The following is a 19760-nucleotide window of genomic DNA, read 5'->3' on the forward strand; positions in this document are numbered from 1 at the left end:
GCACTATCTTTACTCGGTTGTCATGGCAATTCTGAACTGGACCTGGTGGCGTCATCCTGGCCCCCTGCGCCGCTCCGCGCGCGGCGCAGGGGGCCGCTCTCTCCGCTGGGGCTGGCTATTGCTGCTCCTGGGCGTGCTGTGCGTCGCGGCGCGGGCGCAGGTGCCGGTACCGGGAGAGCTGGAGCGCCAGGTCAAGGCCGCGTATCTGTACAAGTTTGCCGGCTTTGTCGAATGGCCCGACGGCAGCTTTGCCCGACCCGAATCTCCGCTGGTGATCGGCGTGGCGGGCGCCGATGCGTTGGCCGAGCAGCTTGAGCAGAGCGTGGCCGGGCATAGCGTCAATGGGCGCGCCGTGCAGGTGAAGAAAGTGCGCCGCGGCGAAGCGCTGGCCGGGCTGCACGTGCTGTACCTGGGCGCGCTGGAGAAAACGGCGCTGCAGGAGATGCTGGCCGCCAGCCGTGGCCTGGCGTTGCTGACGGTGTCCGATTCGGATGAGGTCTACGCGATGGGCAGCATGATCAATTTTGTGATGGCCGAGGACAAGGTGCGCTTCGACGTGGCCCTGAAACCCGTGGCGCAGGCGCATATCCGCATCAGCGCGCGCATGCTGCTGGCCGCCTACCGCGTGCAGACGGGAGGCGCCTAGATGATACGACTGCGTTCCATCCGCCGCAAACTGATGTCGGTGGTCTTGCTGACCACCCTCGTGGCGCTCGTCATTTCGCTGGGCACCATCGTCGTCTACGACTTGCGCGCCTACCACCGCAACCTGGTGGCCGACATCAGTACCCAGGCCGAGCTGCTGGGGCACATGAGTTCGGCCGCGCTGGCTTTCGACGACGAACGCCTGGCGCTGGAAAACCTCAACCTGATGCGCATCCGCCCGCGCGTGACGGCCGGCGCCCTGTACAAGGCCGATGGCAGCCTGTTTGCCAGCTACCGCGCAAATGAGCGCGTCGGCGCGCTGCCGGAGAAGGTGGGCAAGGAAGGCGAAAATATCACCGGCAGCTCGGTGGAATTGTTCAAGCCCATCGTCGACAATGGCGAACTGCTGGGCACCGTGTATCTGCGCGCCGATTACGAGCTGGCCGGCCGCACGGCCGATTACCTGGCCATCGCGCTGGGCGTGACGGTGCTGGCGCTGCTGGTGGCCTTGCTGCTGCTGCGCCGCCTCGATTTCGTCATCACGCAACCCATCCTCGACATCGCCGACGTGGCGCGCGAAGTGATCGAGACGGGCGACTACTCGCGCCGTGCGCGCAAGCTCAGCGACGACGAAGTGGCGCAGCTGGTCGATTCCTTCAACAAGATGCTGGCCGAGATCGAGCTGCGCACGCAGGCGCTGGAGCGCTCGAACGGCGAACTGGCGCGCGAAGGCGAGCGGCGCACCCAGGCGCAGCAGGAAGTCATGCGCCTGAACCAGGAACTGGAAGTGCGCGTGCACGAGCGCACGATGCAGCTGGAAATGACGAATGGCGAGCTGGCCATGGCGATGGAAGAGGCGCGCAGCGCCAACTATGCCAAGTCGGCCTTCCTGTCGTCGATGAGCCATGAACTGCGCACGCCGCTCAACGCCATCCTGGGCTTCGCGCAAATCCTCAGTTCCGACCGCCTGCCGTCGACCCTGGAGCAAAAGAAGGAGTTCGCCGGCCATATCCTGAAATCGGGGCGCCACCTGCTGACCTTGATCAATGAAATCCTCGACCTGGCGAAGGTGGAGTCGGGCACGGTCAGCCTGTCGCTGGAACCGGTGGGCCTGGACGCCATCTTGCAGGAATGCCGCGACATGATCGCGCCGCTGGCCAGCCAGCGCCGCATCGGCATGACCTTTCCCGACACCTGTCCCCTGAACGTGCTGGCCGACCGCACGCGCCTCAAGCAGATCTTGTTGAACCTGCTGTCGAATGCGCTCAAGTACAACCGCGAGCAGGGGCAGGTGACCATCGCATGCACGCCGCAGGCGGGCGGACGGGTGCGCATCAGCGTGCGCGACACGGGCGCAGGGCTCAACGGCGAACAGGTGGCGCTGCTGTTCCAGCCCTTCAACCGGCTGGGGCAGGAGGGCGGCACGGAAGAGGGCAGCGGCATCGGCCTGGTGGTCACTAAGCGCCTGGTGGAGCTGATGGATGGCAGCATCGGCGTGACCAGCGCACCCGGCGAGGGCAGCACCTTCTGGATCGAGCTGCGCGTGGTCGACGCCTTGCCTGCGCCCGACCCGCTGGCCTTGCCGCGGCCGGACCTGGCCGGGGCGCTGCTCGAGCACAGCGCCCCCGTCACTTTGCTGTACGTGGAAGACAATCCCGCCAACCTGACCCTGGTCGAGGAGATCGTGCGCTACTGCCCGCAATTGCATCTGCTGACGGCAACGGACGGCCGCCTGGGCGTGGAGATGGCGCGCACCCACCTGCCGCAGCTGATCCTGATGGACATCAACCTGCCGCATGTGAACGGCACGGACGCGCTGAAAATGCTGCGCGCCGATCCGCGCACGGCGCACATCCCCGTCATCGCCCTGACGGCCAACGCCATGCCGGGCGACGTCGAGCGCAGCATGGCGCTGGGCTTTTACCGCTACCTGACCAAGCCGATCAACCTCGATGAATTTACCGAGGCGATCAACAGCACCCTGGCCTATGTGGCGCAGCAGCGCCGGCAGAAGGGAACGGGCGCGCCATGATCAGCCAGGCCGACATCTATGCGGCGAAAATCCTCATCGTCGACGACCAGGAAGTCAATCTGCGCCTGCTCGAGCATTTGCTGCAAAGCGGCGGCTACACGGCCATCAGCAGCACCCTCGACGCGCGCGCCGTGGCCGGCCTGCACCAGCGGCACCAGTTCGACCTGATCATCCTCGACCTGGTGATGCCGGGCATGAGCGGTTTCGACGTGATGGATGCCCTGCGCCCGCTGGAACTGGAAGGCTACCTGCCCGTGCTGGTGATCGCCGCCGACCCGGACGCCAAGCTGGCGGCGCTGGAAGCGGGCGCGCGCGACTTCATCAGCAAACCCTTCGATGCGCTCGAGGTGCTCACGCGCATCCGCAACATGCTCGAAGTGCGGCTGCTGCACCGCGCCGCGCGCCACTACAACACTTTGCTCGAACGCACGGTGGGCCAGCGCACGGCCGAACTGCAGCGCTTTCGCGGCGCCATGGACGCCACCACCGACGCCATCTTCCTCGTCGACGTGCTGGGCATGACCCTGGTCGACGTCAACGACGGCGCGTGCCGCCTGCTCGGCTATGCGCGCGCGGAGCTGCTGGCGCTGGCGCCCGGCACCTTGCTGCCGTCGCCGCCGGCCCCGCCCCTGGCTGCGTTGCCGGGCGGCGCGGCCCACCTGGCCACGGAAGTGACGGAATGCGAACTGGTGCGGCGCGACCTGAGCCTGGTGCCCGTGGAACTGGGCTGGCACTGGTATGCGCAGGCGCCCGTGGCGGGCGGGCAGGGCGCGGGCGGCCTGCTGCTGATCGCCGTGGCGCGCGACATCAGCGAGCGGCGCCAGGCGCAGGAACGCCTGAAGCACATGGCCCACTACGATGGCTTGACGGGGCTGCCGAACCGCAGCCTGTTCTACCAGACCCTGGCCCAGGCCGTCGAACTGGCGCAGGAAAAAAGCTGGCGCATCGTGGTGCTGTTCATCGCGCTCGACCGTTTTAAAAGCATCAACGACACGCTGGGCGCGGCGCTGGGCGACGAACTGCTGCGCCAGTTCAGCAACCGCCTGGTCGAATGCGTGCGCCTGCGCGACACGGTGGGACGCCTGGGCAACGACGAATTCGCGCTGATACTCACCATGAGCCGCAACCAGCAGGAAGCCGTGGCCGTGGCCAACCAGGTGCGCGAAGCCTTGCGCGCGCCGTTCGACTTGCGCGGCCATGCGGCCACCCTGACGGCCAGCATCGGCATCGCCATGTATCCGGACGACGCCACCGACCCGGAAACCCTGATCAAATACGCGAATACGGCCATGGGCGGCGCCAAGCAGGCGGGCCGCGACGGCTACCGCTTTTTCACGGCCGGCATGAACGTGCAGGTGCTGGCGCGCCTGGACCTGGAACTGGCGCTGCGCCATGCGCTCGAACACGAGCAGTTCATCCTGTACTACCAGCCGAAGGTGGATTTGCGCACGGGCCGCATCAGCGGCGTGGAAGCGCTGCTGCGCTGGCGCCGTCCCGGCTACGGCCTGGTGGCGCCGGCCGAATTCGTGCCGGTGCTGGAAGACACGGGCCTGATCGTGCGCGTGGGCGCCTGGGTGATCCAGGCCGCCTGCCGCCAGATCGCCGAGTGGCGCGACAGCGAAGTGGGGCCCGTGCACGTGGCCGTGAATGTGTCGAGCCGCCAGTTTGCCGAAGGCGACCTGGAAGGCGAAGTGACGCACGCGCTGGCGCAGCACGAGGTGGCGCCGGAACTGCTGGAACTGGAATTGACGGAAACGGCGCTGATGTCGAACGCCGAGCGCACCATCGTCGTGCTGGGCAAACTGAAGAAAATCGGCGTGAAGGTGGCCATCGACGATTTCGGCACCGGCTACTCGAGCCTGGCCTATCTGCAGCGCTTCCCCATCGACAAGCTGAAAATCGACATCGCCTTCGTGCGCAACATCACCAGCAACCCGAACGACGCGGCCATCGCGCTGGCCATCGTCAGCATGGCGCACAGCCTGAAACTGAGCGTGGTGGCCGAGGGCGTGGAATCGCGCCCGCAGCTGGAATACCTGCGGCGCAACCGCTGCGATGAAATCCAGGGTTTTTATTTCAGCCGCGCCCTGCCGGCGCTGGAACTGGGGCAGATGATCGTCGCCGGCGCCGGCCTGCCGCCCGGCCACGACCCGGCCGCCCAGCCGGCGCAGACCCTGCTCATCGTCGACGACGACGTCAACGTGCTGTCGTCGCTGCACCGCCTGTTCCGTCCCGAGGGCTATCACATCCTCACGGCCAGCACGCCGGCCGAAGGCTTTGAAATGCTGGCCCTGCACCGCGTGCACGTCATCGTCTGCGACCAGCGCATGCCCAGCATGAGCGGCACGGAGTTCCTCAGCAAGGTGAAGGAGCTATACCCGGAAACCATCCGTATCATCCTGTCCGGCTACACGGGCCTCGAAGCCGTACTCGACTCGATCAACCGGGGCGCCATCTACCGTTTTTATACGAAGCCGTGGGATGACACCCAGCTGCGCGACAACATCCGCCTGGCCTTCCAGCACTACTGGATGGTGAACCAGCCGGGGCTGGCGCGCGTGGCGGTGCGCTAGCTCAATCGCTGAAGTGGTCGAAGGAGCTCAAGGCCAGATCCAGTGGCAATCCCTTTGCATCCACCAGCCGCAAGCCGCTTTCTGCCTCGATGCGGCCCACGCGCGTGACGGGTGTGGCGCAGCTGGCCGCCAGGGCGGCGATGGCGTCGCGCGAGGAAGCCGGCGCCGTGAAGCACAGTTCATAGTCGTCGCCGCCGGCGGCCGTGTAGCGGCGGCGCAGCGGCGTGTCTTGCCGCGCCAGCACGGGGCCGGCCGGCAGGGCGTCGACGTCGAGCGTGGCGCCCACCCGCGACGCTTTCAAGATGTGGCCGAGGTCTCCCACCAGGCCGTCCGAAATGTCGATGGCGGCATGCGCGAGGCCCGCTTCGGCCAGCGCGCAGCCGAGCGCCACGCGCGGCGTGGGCGTGTGCATGCGCGCGGCGGCCATCAGCAGGTCGGCCGGCGCCAGCTCCTGTTCCATGCGGTAGCCGGCCAGCGCCAGGCGCGCGTCGCCCACGGTGCCGCTGACCCAGATATCGTCGCCCGCCACGGCCGCGCCGCGGCGCAGGGCCTGGCCCGGCGCCAGTTCGCCGAACACGGTGATGCAGATATTGAGCGGTCCCTTGGTGGTGTCGCCGCCGATCAGTTCGCAGTCGAAGGCGTCGGCCAGCGCGAACAGGCCTTCGGCAAAGCCGGCCAGCCAGGCGCGTTCCGCCTGCGGCAGCGCCAGCGCCAAAGTAAATGCGACGGGACGCGCGCCCATGGCGGCCAGGTCGGACAGGTTCACGGCCAGGCTTTTGTGACCGAGCATGCGGGCGTCGGCGCCGGCGAAGAAGTGCCGGTCCTCGACCAGCATGTCCGAGGAGATGGCGATCTGCTTGCCGGCGCCGGGCGTGAGCAGCGCGCAATCGTCGCCGATGCCCAGGGTGGCGCGGCCGGGGCGCTGGCGCACGAAATATTGTTTGATCAGGTCGAATTCGGAAAGCGCGTCGTGTGGGGCCATGGCGTGGTCTGTTCGTTGAGTGATGGTGTGGCCCGGCTATTATAGGCTGGCCTACAATACGGGTCTTTGCCACCGCCGATCATGCCCCTATGCCCTTCCACGATATCCACGCCCTGATGCAATCCTATCTTGACGATGGCTGGCTGCGCGAGCCGCAGGCCGTCGGCCTGGCCACGTTCACGGCGCCGGAACTGCTGGCGCGCGGATTCTACGAGCTGTGCGATGGCGGCCAGCTGTGCCTGTATGAGGATGAGCGCTGGTTCCGCTGCGCCAGCCGGGCCGTGCAAGCATCGTTCAAGGTGTATCTGCAAGGCGGCCGCTTGCATGCGAATGGATTGGAACTCGGTTATCAGGTGCGCCTGGCCAGCGTGCTGCGCGCGGCGCGGCGGCCCTTGCCGCCGTATCGCCTGCTGCTGGAGGCGGGGGCGCGCAGCGGCGCGCTGCTGTTCGACAGCGGCCTGGTGCTGCAGTTCGCGGCCAACCTGCGCGGCGCGCAGCGCCACTATTTCCTGACCCTGGTCGAGGGGCAGTTGCCCGATCCCGGTGCGGGCGAGCTCGACCTGCGCGCCGCCAGCGAGGGCCACGTCCAGGCCCTGTATGGACACTGTACGCCGGAACAATTGCAGCGCCAGGCCCGGCGCGGCCATGCGGCGCTGCGCGAGCTGGCGCAGCTGCTTTCCTAAACTTAAACTTTCTTCGCCTGCGCCATGCCGTGCAGCAGCTTGGCCAGCAACTGGTCGAGCTGGCGCTGCTCGGCCGCGCTCAGCACCGACAGCATGGCGCGCTCGTTGTCCACGTGCAGCAGCACCAGCCTTTCAATCAATTCCACTCCCTTGGGCGTCAGGGCCACCAGCACGCCGCGCCGGTCTGTCGGATGCTTCTGGCGTTCGATCAGGCCGGCCGCTTCCAGCCGGTCGATGCGGTTGGTCATGCCGCCCGAGGACAGCATGGCCGCCTCGTACAGGGCCGTCGGCGTCAGCGCATATGGCGCGCCCGAGCGGCGCAGGGTGGCCAGCACGTCGAATTCGCCCGGCTGCAAGCCGTGTTCGGCGAACAGCGGATTGAGCCAGTCGCGCGCCATCAACTGCGCCACCGTGCCCAGCTGGCCCACCAGCTGCATGGCGCGCGTATCCATCTGCGGCAGTTCGCGCTGCCATTGTGCGGCGGCAAATTGCGCGCGCGTGTGTTCTTGCGGGGTAGTTGTCATGGGGTGTCCACTTATCTTGACCTCAAGATAGATTTCTATCTTTATGTTAAGATACTTTTCATCGAGTTATTTTATATGACGCATTAAACCATGTGCCTCCCAGCGAGGCAAGGACTATCCCATGCCCACCGCACGACCTGCCGCTCCCCTTTCTTCTTCCGCTTCCCCGGCCCTGCTGGTGGCCGCCATCATCCTGCTGGGCCTGAATCTGCGCCCCATCCTGGCGGCCATCGGCCCCTTGCTCGACAGCATCCAGGCCAGCACGGGCCTCGGCAATGCCGACGCGGGCTTGCTGACCACCGTGCCCGTGTTCGCCATGGGCGTGTGCGCCTTGCTGGGCGCGCAGCTGCAGCGCCGCCTGGGCGTGGCGCGCGGCATCGCTATCGGCATCGCCATCATCGCTGCCGCCTGCGCGCTGCGCTGGCCCTGGCACGGCAGCGGCGGCCTGATCGCCACGGCGGCCCTGGGCGGCCTGGGCATTGCGCTGGTGCAGGCGCTGCTGCCGGCCTTCATCAAGCGCCATTTCCCCGCGCGGGCAGGCCAGCTGATGGGGTTTTATACGACGGGCATCATGGGCGGCGCGGCCATCGCCGCCGCGTCCGCTTCACCGCTGGCGCAAAGCTGGGGTTGGCAAGCGTTGCTGGCCCTGTGGGCGCTGCCTGCGGCGGTCGCCGCCCTGCTGTGGCGCCGCGCAGCCGCTTCGCGCGTGGACGTGGCCAGCAGCGTTGGCGCCAGCCTGCCCGTGGGCAGCCCCCGCGCCTGGCTGCTGATGGTGTTCTTTGGCATCGGCACGGGCGCCTACACCCTGGTGCTGGCCTGGCTGCCGCCGTTTTATACGGAGCTGGGCTGGAGCGCGGCCGACAGCGGCTTGCTGCTCGGTGGCCTGACCCTGGTGGAAGTGCTGGCGGGACTGGTGATTTCCAGCATCATCCACCGCTTCCCCGACCGCCGCATCCTGCTGCTGGCCGTCTTGCTGTCCGTGCTGGCCGGTCTGGCTTGCCTGATCGTCGCGCCCGCGCAACTGGCGCTGCCCGCCGTGATATTGCTGGGCTGCGGCATCGGCGCCCTGTTCCCCCTGTCGCTGATCGTCAGCATGGACCACGTGACGGAGCCGGCCGGGGCCGGCGCGCTGCTGGGATTCGTGCAGGGCGGCGGCTACATCATCGCCAGCAGCATGCCCTTCATCGCCGGCCTGATCCGCCAGCATTCGTCCAGCCTGGCCCAGGCGTGGATGGTGATGGCCGGCGGCGTGGTGGTCTTGCTGCTGATCGCCGTGCGCTTCGCGCCCGGTGCTCATCTGGCCCCGTCGCGTTAGCGTGCGCCTGCCGCGTGCCGGCAGCTGCTATATTTCGGCCATGAACATCGTCGACCACTATTTAGCAGGATTGCGCCAGGCCATGCCGCCGGAACCGCTGGCGGAGCTGGCCTTGGCCAGCGGCGCCAGCGCGGCGCAACTGGCCAGCCTGCGCCAAACGTATCCGCTGTGCCCGGACAGCCTGCTGCGTTTGCTGGGCCAGTACAACGGCACCTATTATCAGAAGTATGCCGGCGGTACGGTGCTGGTGTACATGCTGGGCTCGGACGTGTTCGAGTATCCGTATTACCTGAGCTCCGTCGAGCAGATCCTCAAGGACGGGCAGGCGAACCAGCGCAGCATCGCCGACATCTACGGCCATTACCTGGACGACGATCCCGGCATCGTCGACGCCCGCATCGACGCCGGGGGCCGGCAGGGCGAGCGCCTGTGTTTTTCGCATTGCATGAACAATGGCGGCTCGTCGCGGCTGTATATCGATTTCACGCCCACGGCGTCAGGCAAGGTGGGGCAGGTGGTGCGCTTCCTGCATGATCCCGATAGCTACCTGGTCATCGCCGACAGCTTCGACGCCTATCTGCACATGCTGATCGATGACGAGTATGCCTTCTTGACCGATGAAAATTTCGACTAGATGCAGCATCGCCGCGCGCTGGCGGATGTTCATTATGAAAACTAATTGAAATCTAAAATTTGATAGTTTTTCCTGTTCAGGACGTTTATGCCGCCGGACGGCCTTACAATGCTAGGTTATGCGTTTTCGTGATATCAGACTGTGGCTAGCGGAAAATACCTAGCTAATTGAAAGAATCGGTCTGATAAAATCCGGAACACCCGATCGACCAAACAGGAAGGCAGCACAGCATGGATTCGTCATCTGATAAAAAAGAAGAATTGCGTCAACAATTGCGCTTGGCCGCACTCGAGTATCACGAGTGCCCGCGCCCCGGCAAAATCAGCGTGACGCCGACCAAACAACTGACCAACCAGCGCGACCTGGCATTGGCCTACTCGCCAGGCGTGGCCGCTCCCTGCGAAGAAATCGTCATCGATCCGGCGAATGCCTATAAATATACGGCGCGCGGCAACCTGGTGGCCGTCATCACCAACGGCACGGCCGTGCTGGGGCTGGGCAATATCGGCCCGCTGGCCGCCAAGCCGGTGATGGAAGGCAAGGGCGTGCTGTTCAAGAAGTTCGCCGGCATCGACGTCTTCGACATCGAAATCAACGAGATGGACCCGGACAAGCTGGTCGACATCATCGCTTCGCTGGAACCGACCTTCGGCGGCGTGAACCTGGAAGACATCAAGGCGCCCGAGTGCTTCTACATCGAGCGCCAGCTGCGCGACCGCATGAAGATTCCCGTCTTCCATGACGACCAGCACGGCACCGCCATCATCGTCGGCGCGGCCATCCTGAACGGCTTGAAAGCCGTCGGCAAGAAAATCGAGGACTGCAAGCTGGTCGTGTCGGGCGCGGGCGCCGCGGCGCTGGCCTGCCTGGACCTGATCGTCGACCTGGGCTTCCCGCTGAAAAACATCTACGTCACCGACCTGGCCGGCGTCGTCTACAAGGGCCGCACGGAACTGATGGACCCGGACAAGGAACGCTTCGCGCAAGACACGCCGCTGCGCACCCTGGCCGAGATCATCCCGGACGCCGACATTTTCCTCGGCGTCTCCGCCGGCGGCGTGCTCAAGCAAGACATGGTGCGCAAGATGGCGCCGAACCCGCTGATCCTGGCGCTGGCCAATCCGAATCCGGAAATCCTGCCGGAAGAAGTCAAGGCCGTGCGCAGCGACGCCATCATCGCCACGGGCCGTTCGGATTATCCGAACCAGGTCAACAACGTGCTGTGCTTCCCGTACATCTTCCGCGGCGCCCTCGATTGCGGCGCCACGACGATCACGCGCGAAATGGAAATCGCCGTCGTGCACGCGATCGCCGACCTGGCGCATGCCGAGCAGTCCGACATCGTCGCCACCACGTATGGCATCAGCAACCTGTCGTTCGGTCCTGAATACCTGATCCCGATGCCGTTCGATCCGCGCCTCTTGATCAAGATCGCGCCAGCCGTCGCCAAGGCGGCCGAGGATTCGGGCGTCGCCACGCGTCCGATCAAGGATCTGCAAGCGTACGCGGACAGCCTGCAGCAATTCGTCTACCGCAGCGGCACCTTCATGAAGCCGCTGTTCCTGATGGCCAAGTCCACGCCGGCCGAACTCAAACGCATCGTCTACGCCGAAGGCGAAGAAGAGCGCGTGCTGCGCGCCGTGCAAGTGGTGGTCGATGAAAAACTGGCGCGTCCCATCCTGGTGGGCCGTCCACCCGTGCTCGAAGCGCGCATCCAGAAGTTCGGCCTGCGCCTCAAGCAAGGCGTCGACTTCGACGTCATCAACCCGGACTTCGACGAGCGCTATCGCGATTACTGGAACACGTATTACGACATGACGAGCCGCAAGGGCGTCACCGAGAAATACGCGAAGCTGGAAATGCGCCGCCGCCACACCCTGATCGGTTCGATGATGATCCACAAGGGCGATGCGGACGGCATGATCTGCGGCACCTTCGGCACCACCCAGCTGCACCTGAAATACATCGACCAGGTGCTGGGCAAGCGCGCCGGCAGCAATGTCTACGCCGCCATGAACGTCTTGATCATGCCGGAACGCCAACTGGTGATGGTCGACACGCACGTCAATGAAAACCCGGACGCCGAGCAATTGGCCGAGATCACCATCATGGCCGCCGAAGAGATGACCCGTTTCGGCCTGTCGCCGCGCGCAGCGCTGCTGTCGCACTCGAACTTCGGTTCCAGCGACAGCGCCTCGGCGCAAAAGATGCGCGCCGCGCTGGCCATCATCAAGGAACGCGCGCCGGACCTGGAAATCGACGGCGAAATGCACGGCGATACGGCCCTCGACAGCAAGCTGCGCCACAAGCTGATGCCGAACTCGGACCTCAAGCACGACGCCAACCTGCTGGTCATGCCGAACATCGAGTCGGCCAACATCGCCTACAACCTGGTCAAGACGGCGGCCGGCAACGGCATCGCCGTGGGCCCGATCCTGCTGGGCTGCGCCAAGCCCGTGCACATCCTGACGCCGTCGGCCACCGTGCGCCGCATCGTCAACATGACGGCGCTGTGCGTCGTCGATGCCGTGGCACAGCGCAAAGCCTAAGGTTGTAGCTGTCGCTTGAAAGCCGCGCCATCCGCAAGGGTGGCGCGGCTTTTTTACATGGGCGGCACGGGCAGGGCCGCGGCTGGCGGATGGCGGCGCAGGTAGTAATGGCGATACAGCAGGATCTCGCCCCATACCAGCAGCAGCGCCGCCAGCGCGAACAGGCCCAGCGTGATCTTGAGCGAGTTGAAATAGGCGCCCGCCTGCCGTTTGATGGCGTCGATGAACATCATCGGCACTGACTTGTCGAGTTTGCTGAAGTCGGCCTGGCGCGCCACATCGGTGGTCAGGCGCACGGCCAGATCGGTGCCCAGCGCGGCCAGGTCGCCCGTCGCCTGGCCGCGGAAGTTGGCGCCCTTGAGCGCTTCGCCGAGCAGGCCGACCCTGGCGATCAGTTGTTCCTGCAGCACCTGCGTCAGCAGCACGCTGCCGCGGCGCAGAATGAATTCATTGATCCAGCGCGCCTTGCTGCGTTCCCAGTAACTGCTGGATGTGGGGCGGTAGTACATATCTTGCACGAAGGGTTCGAGCAGGCTGCGCACGCTGATGGGCTGGCCCGGGGCGATCAGCTTGACCTGCTGTTCCAGGTAGACGCGCAGCGCCGGCATCTGTGCCTCGACCACGGGCTGCAGATCGCGCTCGAGGGCCTGGTTGACCACGCGGTGCACGCTGTGCACGGCGCCCAAGCCGGCACCGAGGAGCGGCAGCGCGAGCAGGATCAGGACATAGCTGAGCTTGGCGGCCACATGCCAGGGGCGGGGACGGCGCACCAGCAGGCATTTTCTGGCCAGCTGGTGGCAGATGCCGAGCGCCAGCACGAAGCCGGCCGCGCTGCACAGCAGCATCCACGGCAGGGCGCTCCACAGCAGTTCGCCGCCGAACGGCGCCAGGCTGCTGCCCCAATTGACGAGTTGTTGATTCATGTACCTTGCCTTGATATAGATAATTGGGCAAGTATATCCATTGTGCAACTACACGTGGCGCACCGGACCTTAATGCGCCATCAGCACGGGCAAGGTCATCTGGCGCAAGATCGTTTCCGTCACACCGCCCAGCAGGATTTCGCGGAAGCGCGCGTGGCCGTAGCCGCCCATCACCAGCAAGTCCGCATGCACTTCGGCGGCCATGGCCAGCAGGGCCGCGCCGATGTCGCCCGTGGCGATGGCCGGGCGCACTTCGACGGGCACGCCATGGCGGCTCAGGTAGGCGGCGATGTCGGCGCCCGGATGGCGGGCCGGCTGCGCATGGCCGGCCGGCGGGTGCAGCAGGGCCAGCACCACCAGGCGCGCCGCGCGCAGCAGGGGCAGGGCGTGGCCGATGGCGCGCGTCGCTTCCATGCTGCCATCCCAGGCCACCACCACGGTGTTGTCCACCTGTGCGAATTGTCCGCTGCGCGGCACGATCAGCACGGGACGGGCCGCGTTCAGCATCACGTACGGCACCAGGTCGCTCATGGCGCCAGGCAGCGCTTCGCTGTCGTCATGCTGGCTCAGCACCGTCAAGTCGCTGTAGCGGGCGCTGACGGCCATGCCGCCATCTGCATCGTCTTCGATCAGGCGCCGCTCGAGCGAGACGGCGCCGGCCTGGCGCGCCAGCGTCTCGAACTGGTCGAGCGCCTGTTCCGCCTGGCCGTGCAGGGCCGAGATCTGCGCCGCCACGGCGCCGCCGCGCATGCCGCGGTTGTTTTCCAGGGTAAAGCGCGATACGCCCGTCATGGCGGCGCCGATCAGGTGCGCCTGGTGCGCGTGCGCCAGCCGGGCCGCGATGGCGATGCGCTGGGGCGCATGACGCGACAGGTCGGCGTGGACGAGGATGGATTTGTAGGCCATGTGCTCACTCGGTAGTCAGGATATCAACAAGGCTAGAACGGCAACACGGCCAAGTCCAGCATTGCCGTGTCAGGCGGCGGTTTTCTTTTGTTGGGCTTGATATGGCTCAAGAAGAGACACGCCATGGTCATTTGCAATGCCATCGCCAGAAAAGGCTGATCTGCTTGATATGCATCAATATGCTCGGGGCACAGCCAGCCATAATGGCATTGAACTCCTTGCCCTTCCAGTGGTCTGCATCGGCGCCGGCGCCATCTGTCCGGCACTTCCTTGTGTGACGCAACAACGCTGGCTGTGGCAGGAGTTCACTTCTCGACGCCTTGCCTGGCGTCATGCTACATTCGCATCCTGCTTTTTTCTGTAAGGATGACGATGCCTGTGGGTCACAACTTCTTGCAGCACAATCAGCAAGCCTGGGATGCCCAGGCGGCACGCAACAGTCCCTGGTCGCAGCCCGTCGACAGCGCCACCATCGCCGCGGCCCGGGCAGCAGGCGCCCGTGCTGGCCACCGTGCAGGGCGACATGCGCGACCTGGCCAGCTTTATCGCCACGCGCGCCGTCAGGCTGGCGCGCGCGGCATAGGTTTTAGTTGTAGGGCTGCAAGTCCAGCCAGACGGCGTACGACAGGCGCTTGCCGTTCCACAGGCCGCCGCCGCGGATGACGGCGTCGCACGAGGTCAGCTGGCCCACCAGATCCATGCGGCCCAGGTTGCGGCGCAGGCGCAGCGCGTCGTTGTGCGACAGGTAGCCGACCAGCTGGCCATCGATGAAGATGGCGATGGCCTTGTCCTGGAACGGATTGGCATCGTCGCAGACGAGCAGGGCCAGGCATTTTTCTTCCGCGTTGCCGGGACCGTGCTCGCCGGCCAGTCTGGCGATGGCGGGTTGGTACATCGATTCGTTTTCCACTTCCGACGCAAAGCGCCCCTCGTCGGTCCAGTGGTGCGCGGGTGCGCCCGCAGGGATCGCCGGCACGTACTGGCGCACGGACATGAGCGGCTTGTGCAGCGGCTGGGCGGGCGTGCGGCCGCTGAAGACGTAATACAGCAGGGCGATGACGATCACGATGGCAAGCAGGTAAAGCATGGTATCTCTCTGATTTCTAAGGGGGGAGCCGGGGGCGCGGGCGCGCCGCGCGGCGTTGCCGCTACTATAGCAAGTTCGCCGCCTGGTCCCGGGTAAATCTGCCCATCAGGCGGCGCCGGCGCCGCAGGGCCAGCGGGTCGTTCAGCACGATGGGCGAGGCGCCCGTCAGCCCCGAATAACACTGGCCGTGCTGGCGCAGGACGATGGCATAGTCGCGCGGCGCGTGGCCGTGCGCCAGCATGCGCGCGTCGCAATCGACTTCGATGGCAAAGCGCAGCCGGTGCACCTGCCACCACAGCGGTAAATTCCAGGGCATCAGCACGATCAAGGCGTAGGCCAGGGCCAGCAGTTGCGGGTCGCGCGCGGCCAGCCGGCATTGTTCATGCGCCAGCAACAGCGTTTGTTGCTGGGAAGAAATCAGTCGCAGCCAGACGGGCATCACGATGCGGGGCCGCAGCAGGCCCGCCACGCAGGGGCCGATGCCGCCGCTCAGGAAGACGGGCGTGCCCAGCAAGGTGCTCTTTTGCCAGCGGCGCTGGTGCGACAGCAGCCAGACGCTGCGCAGCGCCAACAGCAGCAGCATGCCGCTGGATAAGACAAACCAGCCCAGTTTCAGCTGCGCCTGCTCCGGCGGCATGGCCGCCAGCACGCCGGGCAGCCGTGCCAGCGGCAGCAGCACGGAGGCGGCGATGGCCGCCAGCCACAGCCAGCGCGTCGTGCGTCCGCGCCTGTGCTGCGCGCGCTCGGCGCGCCAGGCGGCGGCGCTCAGCAGCAGCGCCAGGGGCAGCGTGCCCAGCAGCCACGCCACCATCAGCCTGCCCCGCCGGCGGCTGCCGGCAGGATGGCGCAAACCGTTCGTGTAGCGGCCATGGGGATAGGGAAGGTCATCTTGTTCGCGTGGGGAGAGTCAAAGCAGTTGCCAGTGTAGCGCCTGTCGATGCTTCCTTGCCGCACCGCGCGCGCCACCTTGTCGTGGTGTTTTCATGATTGTCGGAAATGAATGCTAGTATTGATATTCTTTATTTTTTACCATGATCATGAAAAAAATGCTGCTGTTGACAGTCTTGATGGGGAGTGCAGGTGCGCAGGCGCAGCCGGCAGCGGGCCAGGCCGATTGCCTGGTGGACAGGGCTGGGCAACCGGACGACGCCACGGTGGTCTGGAGCGGCGCTTGCCAGGATGGTTTCGCGCAGGGCAGCGGTTACCTGCAATGGTCGCGCAATGGGCGCGAGAGCGGGCGCTATGAAGGCCGCCTGGTGCGCGGCCAGATGGATGGCGCCGGTGCCTGGCAGGCCGAAGACGGTGCCGTGTACCAGGGCGGCTTCCAGCAGGGGGTATGGCAGGGCAGGGGCATACACGTCGACAAGGATGGCAACAAATTGCGGGCCATGTATGTCGCCGGCCAGCCCAGCGGCGATGTCGAGCAGCTGATGGCGCTGGGCGACCGTTACCAGGGAGCGTTTGCCGGCGGCAAGCGCAATGGCCAGGGCAGCATCGATTACGCGCGCGGCGGCAGCTATACGGGAGGCTGGAAGGACGACCTGTTTGAAGGACAAGGCACGATACGCTATCCGAACGGGCGTCAGTACGCCGGCGTCTTCCATGGCGGCTTGCCGGCAGGCAGTGCGCCGCTGGCGCCAGCGGAAAACCATGCCCTCGTGAGCAGGGATAGTGGCAGCAAGGGCGCGACGGCCATCAGCCGCACGGGAAGCGGCTCGCCAGCGCCGTTCGATGCGCCGTATGGCGCGTTGAGCGTGGAGCAGCAACGCACGCTCAAAGGGTATTACCGGATATTGCTGGACGCCGATGAACCGCCATATCCCGCGCATGGCCCGGGAGAACTGGTGCGTGCCGTGCAGGACCTGGCCGGCGTCACGGGCAGCCGCGGCGAATTACATGTTGAAGTGCAACTCGATGCGGCTGGCACGCCGATCGCCGCCCTGGTCCGCAGGGCGCCGGACAAGGAATTGGGAGAGCGCATCGCGCAATTGATGATGCTGGTCAAGTACAAGCCGGCCTTGTGCGCCGGTGCGCCCTGCGCCATGAGCTACGCGCTCAAGCTGCGCATCTGAGCAGGACGCCGGCAAGGTCAGCGCTTGAGCGCCATGCCTACGGAAACGGGCGCCGTATGCTTGAAACCGAATTGCGCATACAGGTCTTGCGCCTGGCCATCGGCGATCAGGCTGACATACGCGCTTGGCGGCACTTCCGTCTCGATGAATTGCATGATCTCGCGCATGATGCGCTTGCCCAGGCCCTTGCCCTGGTGGGCCGGCAGCACGGCGATATCGGTGACCTGGAAGAAGCAGCCGCCATCGCCGATGATGCGGCCCATGCCCACCACCTCGTCACCCAACAGCACTTGCACGGCAAACAGCGAGTTCGGCAAGCCCCTGGCGGCGGCCTCCATGCTTTTCGCGCTCATGCCGGCGGCGACGCGCAGGTGCTGGTAGGTGGCGATGGCGGGAATGGCCAGGCGGATGGTGTAGGGCGATGCTGCGCTCAAGGCGGTCTCCTGTATAAATGGTTTGGAGCGGTAATTATAGGCGGCGATGGATTTTCGTGACGGCGCGCTTTTTTCGCCGCGCGCTATGTTGCGCGCCGCGCTTTTGCGCTATGGTGGCGCCATCCCCATATTTGTTGAAAGCACGCCATGTCCGCAGGATTTACCGCCACCGAATTGTCCGTCATGAATGAAGACGACGCCCTGATCACCACCCTGGCCGCACCCGCCGGCAAGGGCGAGCCCGTCTATCTGATGCTGCAGCGCGCCGACGAGTATGACGAGCAGGACGTGGCCATGGGCATGGACGAGCCGTACATCGAATATTGCGGCCAGGAATTCGCGTGGTATGGCCACATGCACGCTGTGATCCTGCATCCGAACCGCCTGTCCGTGCAGATGGATGCCGAGGCGGCCATGCAGATGGACGACGATGGTCAGATCGACGTGCGTTTCAACCTGACACCGGAGCGCTACGCCCAGCTGCAGCAAGCGCTGCGCACCACGTTCGAGGGCTGCGATTACTATCGCGAAGAACGTTGATCTGCGCGGACGGCACCGATCATGGTGTCGCGTATGCTCGATAGCGGATAGGGACTGGAGGAGATGACGATGACTGTGCTGATACTCGGTTTGCTGCTGTTCCTGGGCTTGCACTCGGTGCGCATCGTCGCCGACGACTGGCGCAGCGCCCAGTTGGCGCGCCTCGGCGACAAGCGCTGGAAGGGGCTGTATTCGCTCGTGGCGTTTGTCGGGCTGGGCCTGATCATCTGGGGCTACGGTCTGGCGCGCCAGCAGACGCAGGTGCTGTGGACGCCGCCCATGGGCTTGCGCCACGCCAGCGCCCTGCTGATGCTGTTGTCGCTGATTTTACTGGCGGCGGCCAATGTGCCGGGCAACCGCATCAAGACTCTGGTGCACCACCCCATGCTGCTGGGCACGCAATTCTGGGCCGTCGCGCATCTGCTGGCCAACGGCAACGTGGCCGACGTGTTGCTGTTCGGCGGCTTTCTCGTCTGGTCGTCAGTCGATCTGTATTCCGCCGTGCAGCGCGACCGCGCGGCCGGCATGGCCTACCCGGGCGGCACCGTGGCAGGCACCCTGCTCGCCATCGTCGCGGGTTGCCTGTTGTGGCTGCTGCTGGCGTTCTGGCTGCACGGCGTGCTGTTTGGCGTGCGGCCGTTTGGATAGCTGGATGGCTGCACACGCAATGTCGTGCGTTTCAGCATTGTTGATACGGAGTGGCAGCGGTGAAGGCGGGGGTGGAGCGCAGATCGGGGCGCTACTACAAAAAACCCGCAGCATCTGGCGATGGGCGGGTTTGATCAGGTACTGCCAAAACATGTTCTGTGGTGCCGGGAGCCGGAATCGAACCGGCACGCTGTTTCCAGCGCGGGATTTTGAGTCCCGTGCGTCTACCTATTCCGCCATCCCGGCAACGCGAGACGCATTATCACTGATTTGTCACAATCTGGCAAGTTTTATGCTTGGCGCGTGTTTTGCACAAGCATGGAGAACCGTTGACGACGCCGATTCCAGCGCAAGAAGCGGAGTGCCGCGCCTGGCTTGCCGGCCTATCTTTTCCCTTTCAACCACTTGAAGGGGAATCAAATGTTGCAACTGGAAAACAAGGTCGCCATCATCACGGGCGCCAGCTCGGGCATCGGGCATGCGGCGGCGCGGCTGTTCGCCCGCCATGGCGCGCGGCTGGTGCTGGTGGCGCGGCGGCAGAAGGAACTCGATGCGCTGGTGGCGCAGCTGGCGGAGGGCGGCGCGCAAGCCGTGGCCTGCGCCGGCGATGTGGGCGATGCGGCGTGTGCGCAAGGGGCCGTGGCGCTGGCGCTGCAACGTTTTGGCGGCCTCGATATCGCGTTTAATAATGCGGGCACCCTGGGGCCGATGGGGCCCACGCCGGAAGTTGCCCTGGAAGATTGGCGGGCGGTGGTCGATACCAATCTTACCAGCGCCTTTCTGGCGGCCAAATACCAACTGCCCGCCATGGCGGCGCGCGGCGGCGGCTCGCTGATCTTCACCGCGAGCTTCGTCGGCCATACGCTGGGCATGTCCGGCATGGCCGCGTATGCGGCCAGCAAGGCGGGCGTGATCGGCTTGACGAGGGCCCTGGCGGCCGAGTATGGCGCGGCAGGCGTGCGCGTGAATGCCTTGTTGCCGGGAGGGACGGATACGCCGATGGGGCGCGCGGTGGCCGCCACGCCCGAGGCGCTGGCCTTCGTGGCGGGATTGCATGCCTTGAAGCGCCTGGCCACGCCGGACGAGATCGCCCGCTCGGCGCTGTACCTGGCGTCCGATGCATCCAGCTTCACCACCGGTACGGCGCTGCTGGCCGATGGCGGCGTGTCCATCGTGCGCGCGTAAAGGATCGGTCACGCAAAGCGGCCATCAA

The 19760-nt window shown here is 65.6% G+C and carries 19 protein-coding genes and 1 tRNA gene; 12 read left to right on the forward strand and 8 right to left on the reverse strand.

Features of this window, described 5'->3' with window-relative positions; all coding sequences use genetic code 11:
* Positions 1–22 precede the first annotated feature (22 nt).
* The 3 genes from GCN78_RS05565 to GCN78_RS05575 are packed head-to-tail and all read left to right on the forward strand — an operon-like array spanning position 23 to position 5250.
* The gene (locus tag GCN78_RS05565) at positions 23–646 is read left to right on the forward strand and encodes a YfiR family protein (protein ID WP_193316621.1); all 624 of its coding nucleotides are present in this window, start codon (positions 23–25) and stop codon (positions 644–646) included.
* On the forward strand, positions 647–2677 hold the full coding sequence (locus GCN78_RS05570; protein ID WP_152250793.1) for an ATP-binding protein: 2031 nt from the start codon (positions 647–649) through the stop codon (positions 2675–2677). It abuts the gene before it with no gap.
* A complete protein-coding gene (locus tag GCN78_RS05575; RefSeq protein ID WP_152250794.1) occupies positions 2674–5250 on the forward strand; it encodes an EAL domain-containing protein in 2577 nt (858 codons plus the stop codon). Before GCN78_RS05570 ends, GCN78_RS05575 begins: the two co-directional genes overlap by 4 nt.
* A gap of 1 nt (position 5251) precedes the next feature.
* Here the strand turns inward: GCN78_RS05575 and thiL are convergent, their stop codons facing one another.
* The gene (thiL, locus tag GCN78_RS05580) at positions 5252–6232 is read right to left on the reverse strand and encodes a thiamine-phosphate kinase (RefSeq protein ID WP_152250795.1); all 981 of its coding nucleotides are present in this window, start codon (positions 6230–6232) and stop codon (positions 5252–5254) included.
* A gap of 116 nt (positions 6233–6348) precedes the next feature.
* Between thiL and GCN78_RS05585 the strand changes: the two genes are divergently transcribed.
* A complete protein-coding gene (locus GCN78_RS05585; protein ID WP_152250796.1) occupies positions 6349–6915 on the forward strand; it encodes a hypothetical protein in 567 nt (188 codons plus the stop codon).
* A gap of 2 nt (positions 6916–6917) precedes the next feature.
* Here the strand turns inward: GCN78_RS05585 and GCN78_RS05590 are convergent, their stop codons facing one another.
* Positions 6918–7439, reverse strand: coding sequence for a MarR family winged helix-turn-helix transcriptional regulator (locus GCN78_RS05590; protein ID WP_152250797.1), 522 nt, complete (start codon positions 7437–7439; stop codon positions 6918–6920).
* A gap of 121 nt (positions 7440–7560) precedes the next feature.
* On the opposite strand from GCN78_RS05590, the gene GCN78_RS05595 reads away from it, so the two are divergent.
* From GCN78_RS05595 to GCN78_RS05605, 3 genes are all read left to right on the forward strand, one after another.
* Positions 7561–8754 carry an MFS transporter gene (locus tag GCN78_RS05595; RefSeq protein WP_152250798.1) on the forward strand — a complete coding sequence of 398 codons (1194 nt, stop codon included), beginning with the start codon at positions 7561–7563 and terminating at the stop codon, positions 8752–8754.
* Position 8755: 1 nt separating this feature from the next.
* Complete coding sequence (locus GCN78_RS05600) at positions 8756–9388, forward strand: SMI1/KNR4 family protein (protein ID WP_226939484.1); 633 nt, start codon at positions 8756–8758, stop codon at positions 9386–9388.
* A 230-nt stretch (positions 9389–9618) separates the two neighbouring features.
* Complete coding sequence (locus GCN78_RS05605; RefSeq protein WP_152250799.1) at positions 9619–11937, forward strand: NADP-dependent malic enzyme; 2319 nt, start codon at positions 9619–9621, stop codon at positions 11935–11937.
* Between the two features lie 53 nt (positions 11938–11990).
* On the opposite strand, the gene GCN78_RS05610 is transcribed toward GCN78_RS05605, so the two are convergent.
* Both GCN78_RS05610 and GCN78_RS05615 read right to left on the reverse strand, forming a co-directional pair.
* Positions 11991–12860, reverse strand: a complete 870-nt coding sequence (locus GCN78_RS05610) for a hypothetical protein (RefSeq protein ID WP_152250800.1) — start codon at positions 12858–12860, stop codon at positions 11991–11993.
* Positions 12861–12929: 69 nt separating this feature from the next.
* Entirely contained in the window at positions 12930–13766 is an 837-nt protein-coding gene (locus tag GCN78_RS05615) for a universal stress protein (protein WP_152250801.1), read from the reverse strand.
* A 418-nt stretch (positions 13767–14184) separates the two neighbouring features.
* Here GCN78_RS05615 and GCN78_RS29235 point away from each other — a divergent pair, with 418 nt between their 5' ends.
* Positions 14185–14349 (forward strand): hypothetical protein, encoded by a 165-nt coding sequence (locus GCN78_RS29235; RefSeq protein ID WP_193316622.1) that lies wholly within the window; start codon positions 14185–14187, stop codon positions 14347–14349.
* Positions 14350–14352: 3 nt separating this feature from the next.
* Here GCN78_RS29235 and GCN78_RS05620 read toward each other — a convergent pair whose 3' ends face one another.
* Positions 14353–14853, reverse strand: a complete 501-nt coding sequence (locus GCN78_RS05620) for a hypothetical protein (RefSeq protein WP_152250802.1) — start codon at positions 14851–14853, stop codon at positions 14353–14355.
* A gap of 64 nt (positions 14854–14917) precedes the next feature.
* Complete coding sequence (locus tag GCN78_RS05625) at positions 14918–15703, reverse strand: M56 family metallopeptidase (RefSeq protein ID WP_152250803.1); 786 nt, start codon at positions 15701–15703, stop codon at positions 14918–14920.
* A 196-nt stretch (positions 15704–15899) separates the two neighbouring features.
* On the opposite strand from GCN78_RS05625, the gene GCN78_RS05630 reads away from it, so the two are divergent.
* Positions 15900–16925 carry an MORN repeat-containing protein gene (locus tag GCN78_RS05630; protein WP_193316623.1) on the forward strand — a complete coding sequence of 342 codons (1026 nt, stop codon included), beginning with the start codon at positions 15900–15902 and terminating at the stop codon, positions 16923–16925.
* Between the two features lie 17 nt (positions 16926–16942).
* Here GCN78_RS05630 and GCN78_RS05635 read toward each other — a convergent pair whose 3' ends face one another.
* The gene (locus tag GCN78_RS05635) at positions 16943–17359 is read right to left on the reverse strand and encodes a GNAT family N-acetyltransferase (protein WP_226939485.1); all 417 of its coding nucleotides are present in this window, start codon (positions 17357–17359) and stop codon (positions 16943–16945) included.
* 147 nt (positions 17360–17506) lie between these two features.
* Here GCN78_RS05635 and GCN78_RS05640 point away from each other — a divergent pair, with 147 nt between their 5' ends.
* Both GCN78_RS05640 and GCN78_RS05645 read left to right on the forward strand, forming a co-directional pair.
* Positions 17507–17899, forward strand: coding sequence for an Imm10 family immunity protein (locus GCN78_RS05640; RefSeq protein WP_096237964.1), 393 nt, complete (start codon positions 17507–17509; stop codon positions 17897–17899).
* Positions 17900–17968: 69 nt separating this feature from the next.
* The gene (locus GCN78_RS05645) at positions 17969–18547 is read left to right on the forward strand and encodes an NnrU family protein (RefSeq protein WP_152250805.1); all 579 of its coding nucleotides are present in this window, start codon (positions 17969–17971) and stop codon (positions 18545–18547) included.
* A 159-nt stretch (positions 18548–18706) separates the two neighbouring features.
* Here GCN78_RS05645 and GCN78_RS05650 read toward each other — a convergent pair.
* Positions 18707–18793: transfer RNA gene (locus tag GCN78_RS05650), tRNA-Leu, on the reverse strand.
* A 174-nt stretch (positions 18794–18967) separates the two neighbouring features.
* Here GCN78_RS05650 and GCN78_RS05655 point away from each other — a divergent pair.
* Positions 18968–19732, forward strand: coding sequence for an SDR family oxidoreductase (locus GCN78_RS05655; protein ID WP_152250806.1), 765 nt, complete (start codon positions 18968–18970; stop codon positions 19730–19732).
* The last annotated feature ends 28 nt before the right edge of the window (positions 19733–19760 follow it).

Origin of the sequence: Janthinobacterium rivuli (genome assembly GCF_009208735.1) — a bacterium.
Taxonomy (GTDB): domain Bacteria; phylum Pseudomonadota; class Gammaproteobacteria; order Burkholderiales; family Burkholderiaceae_D; genus Janthinobacterium.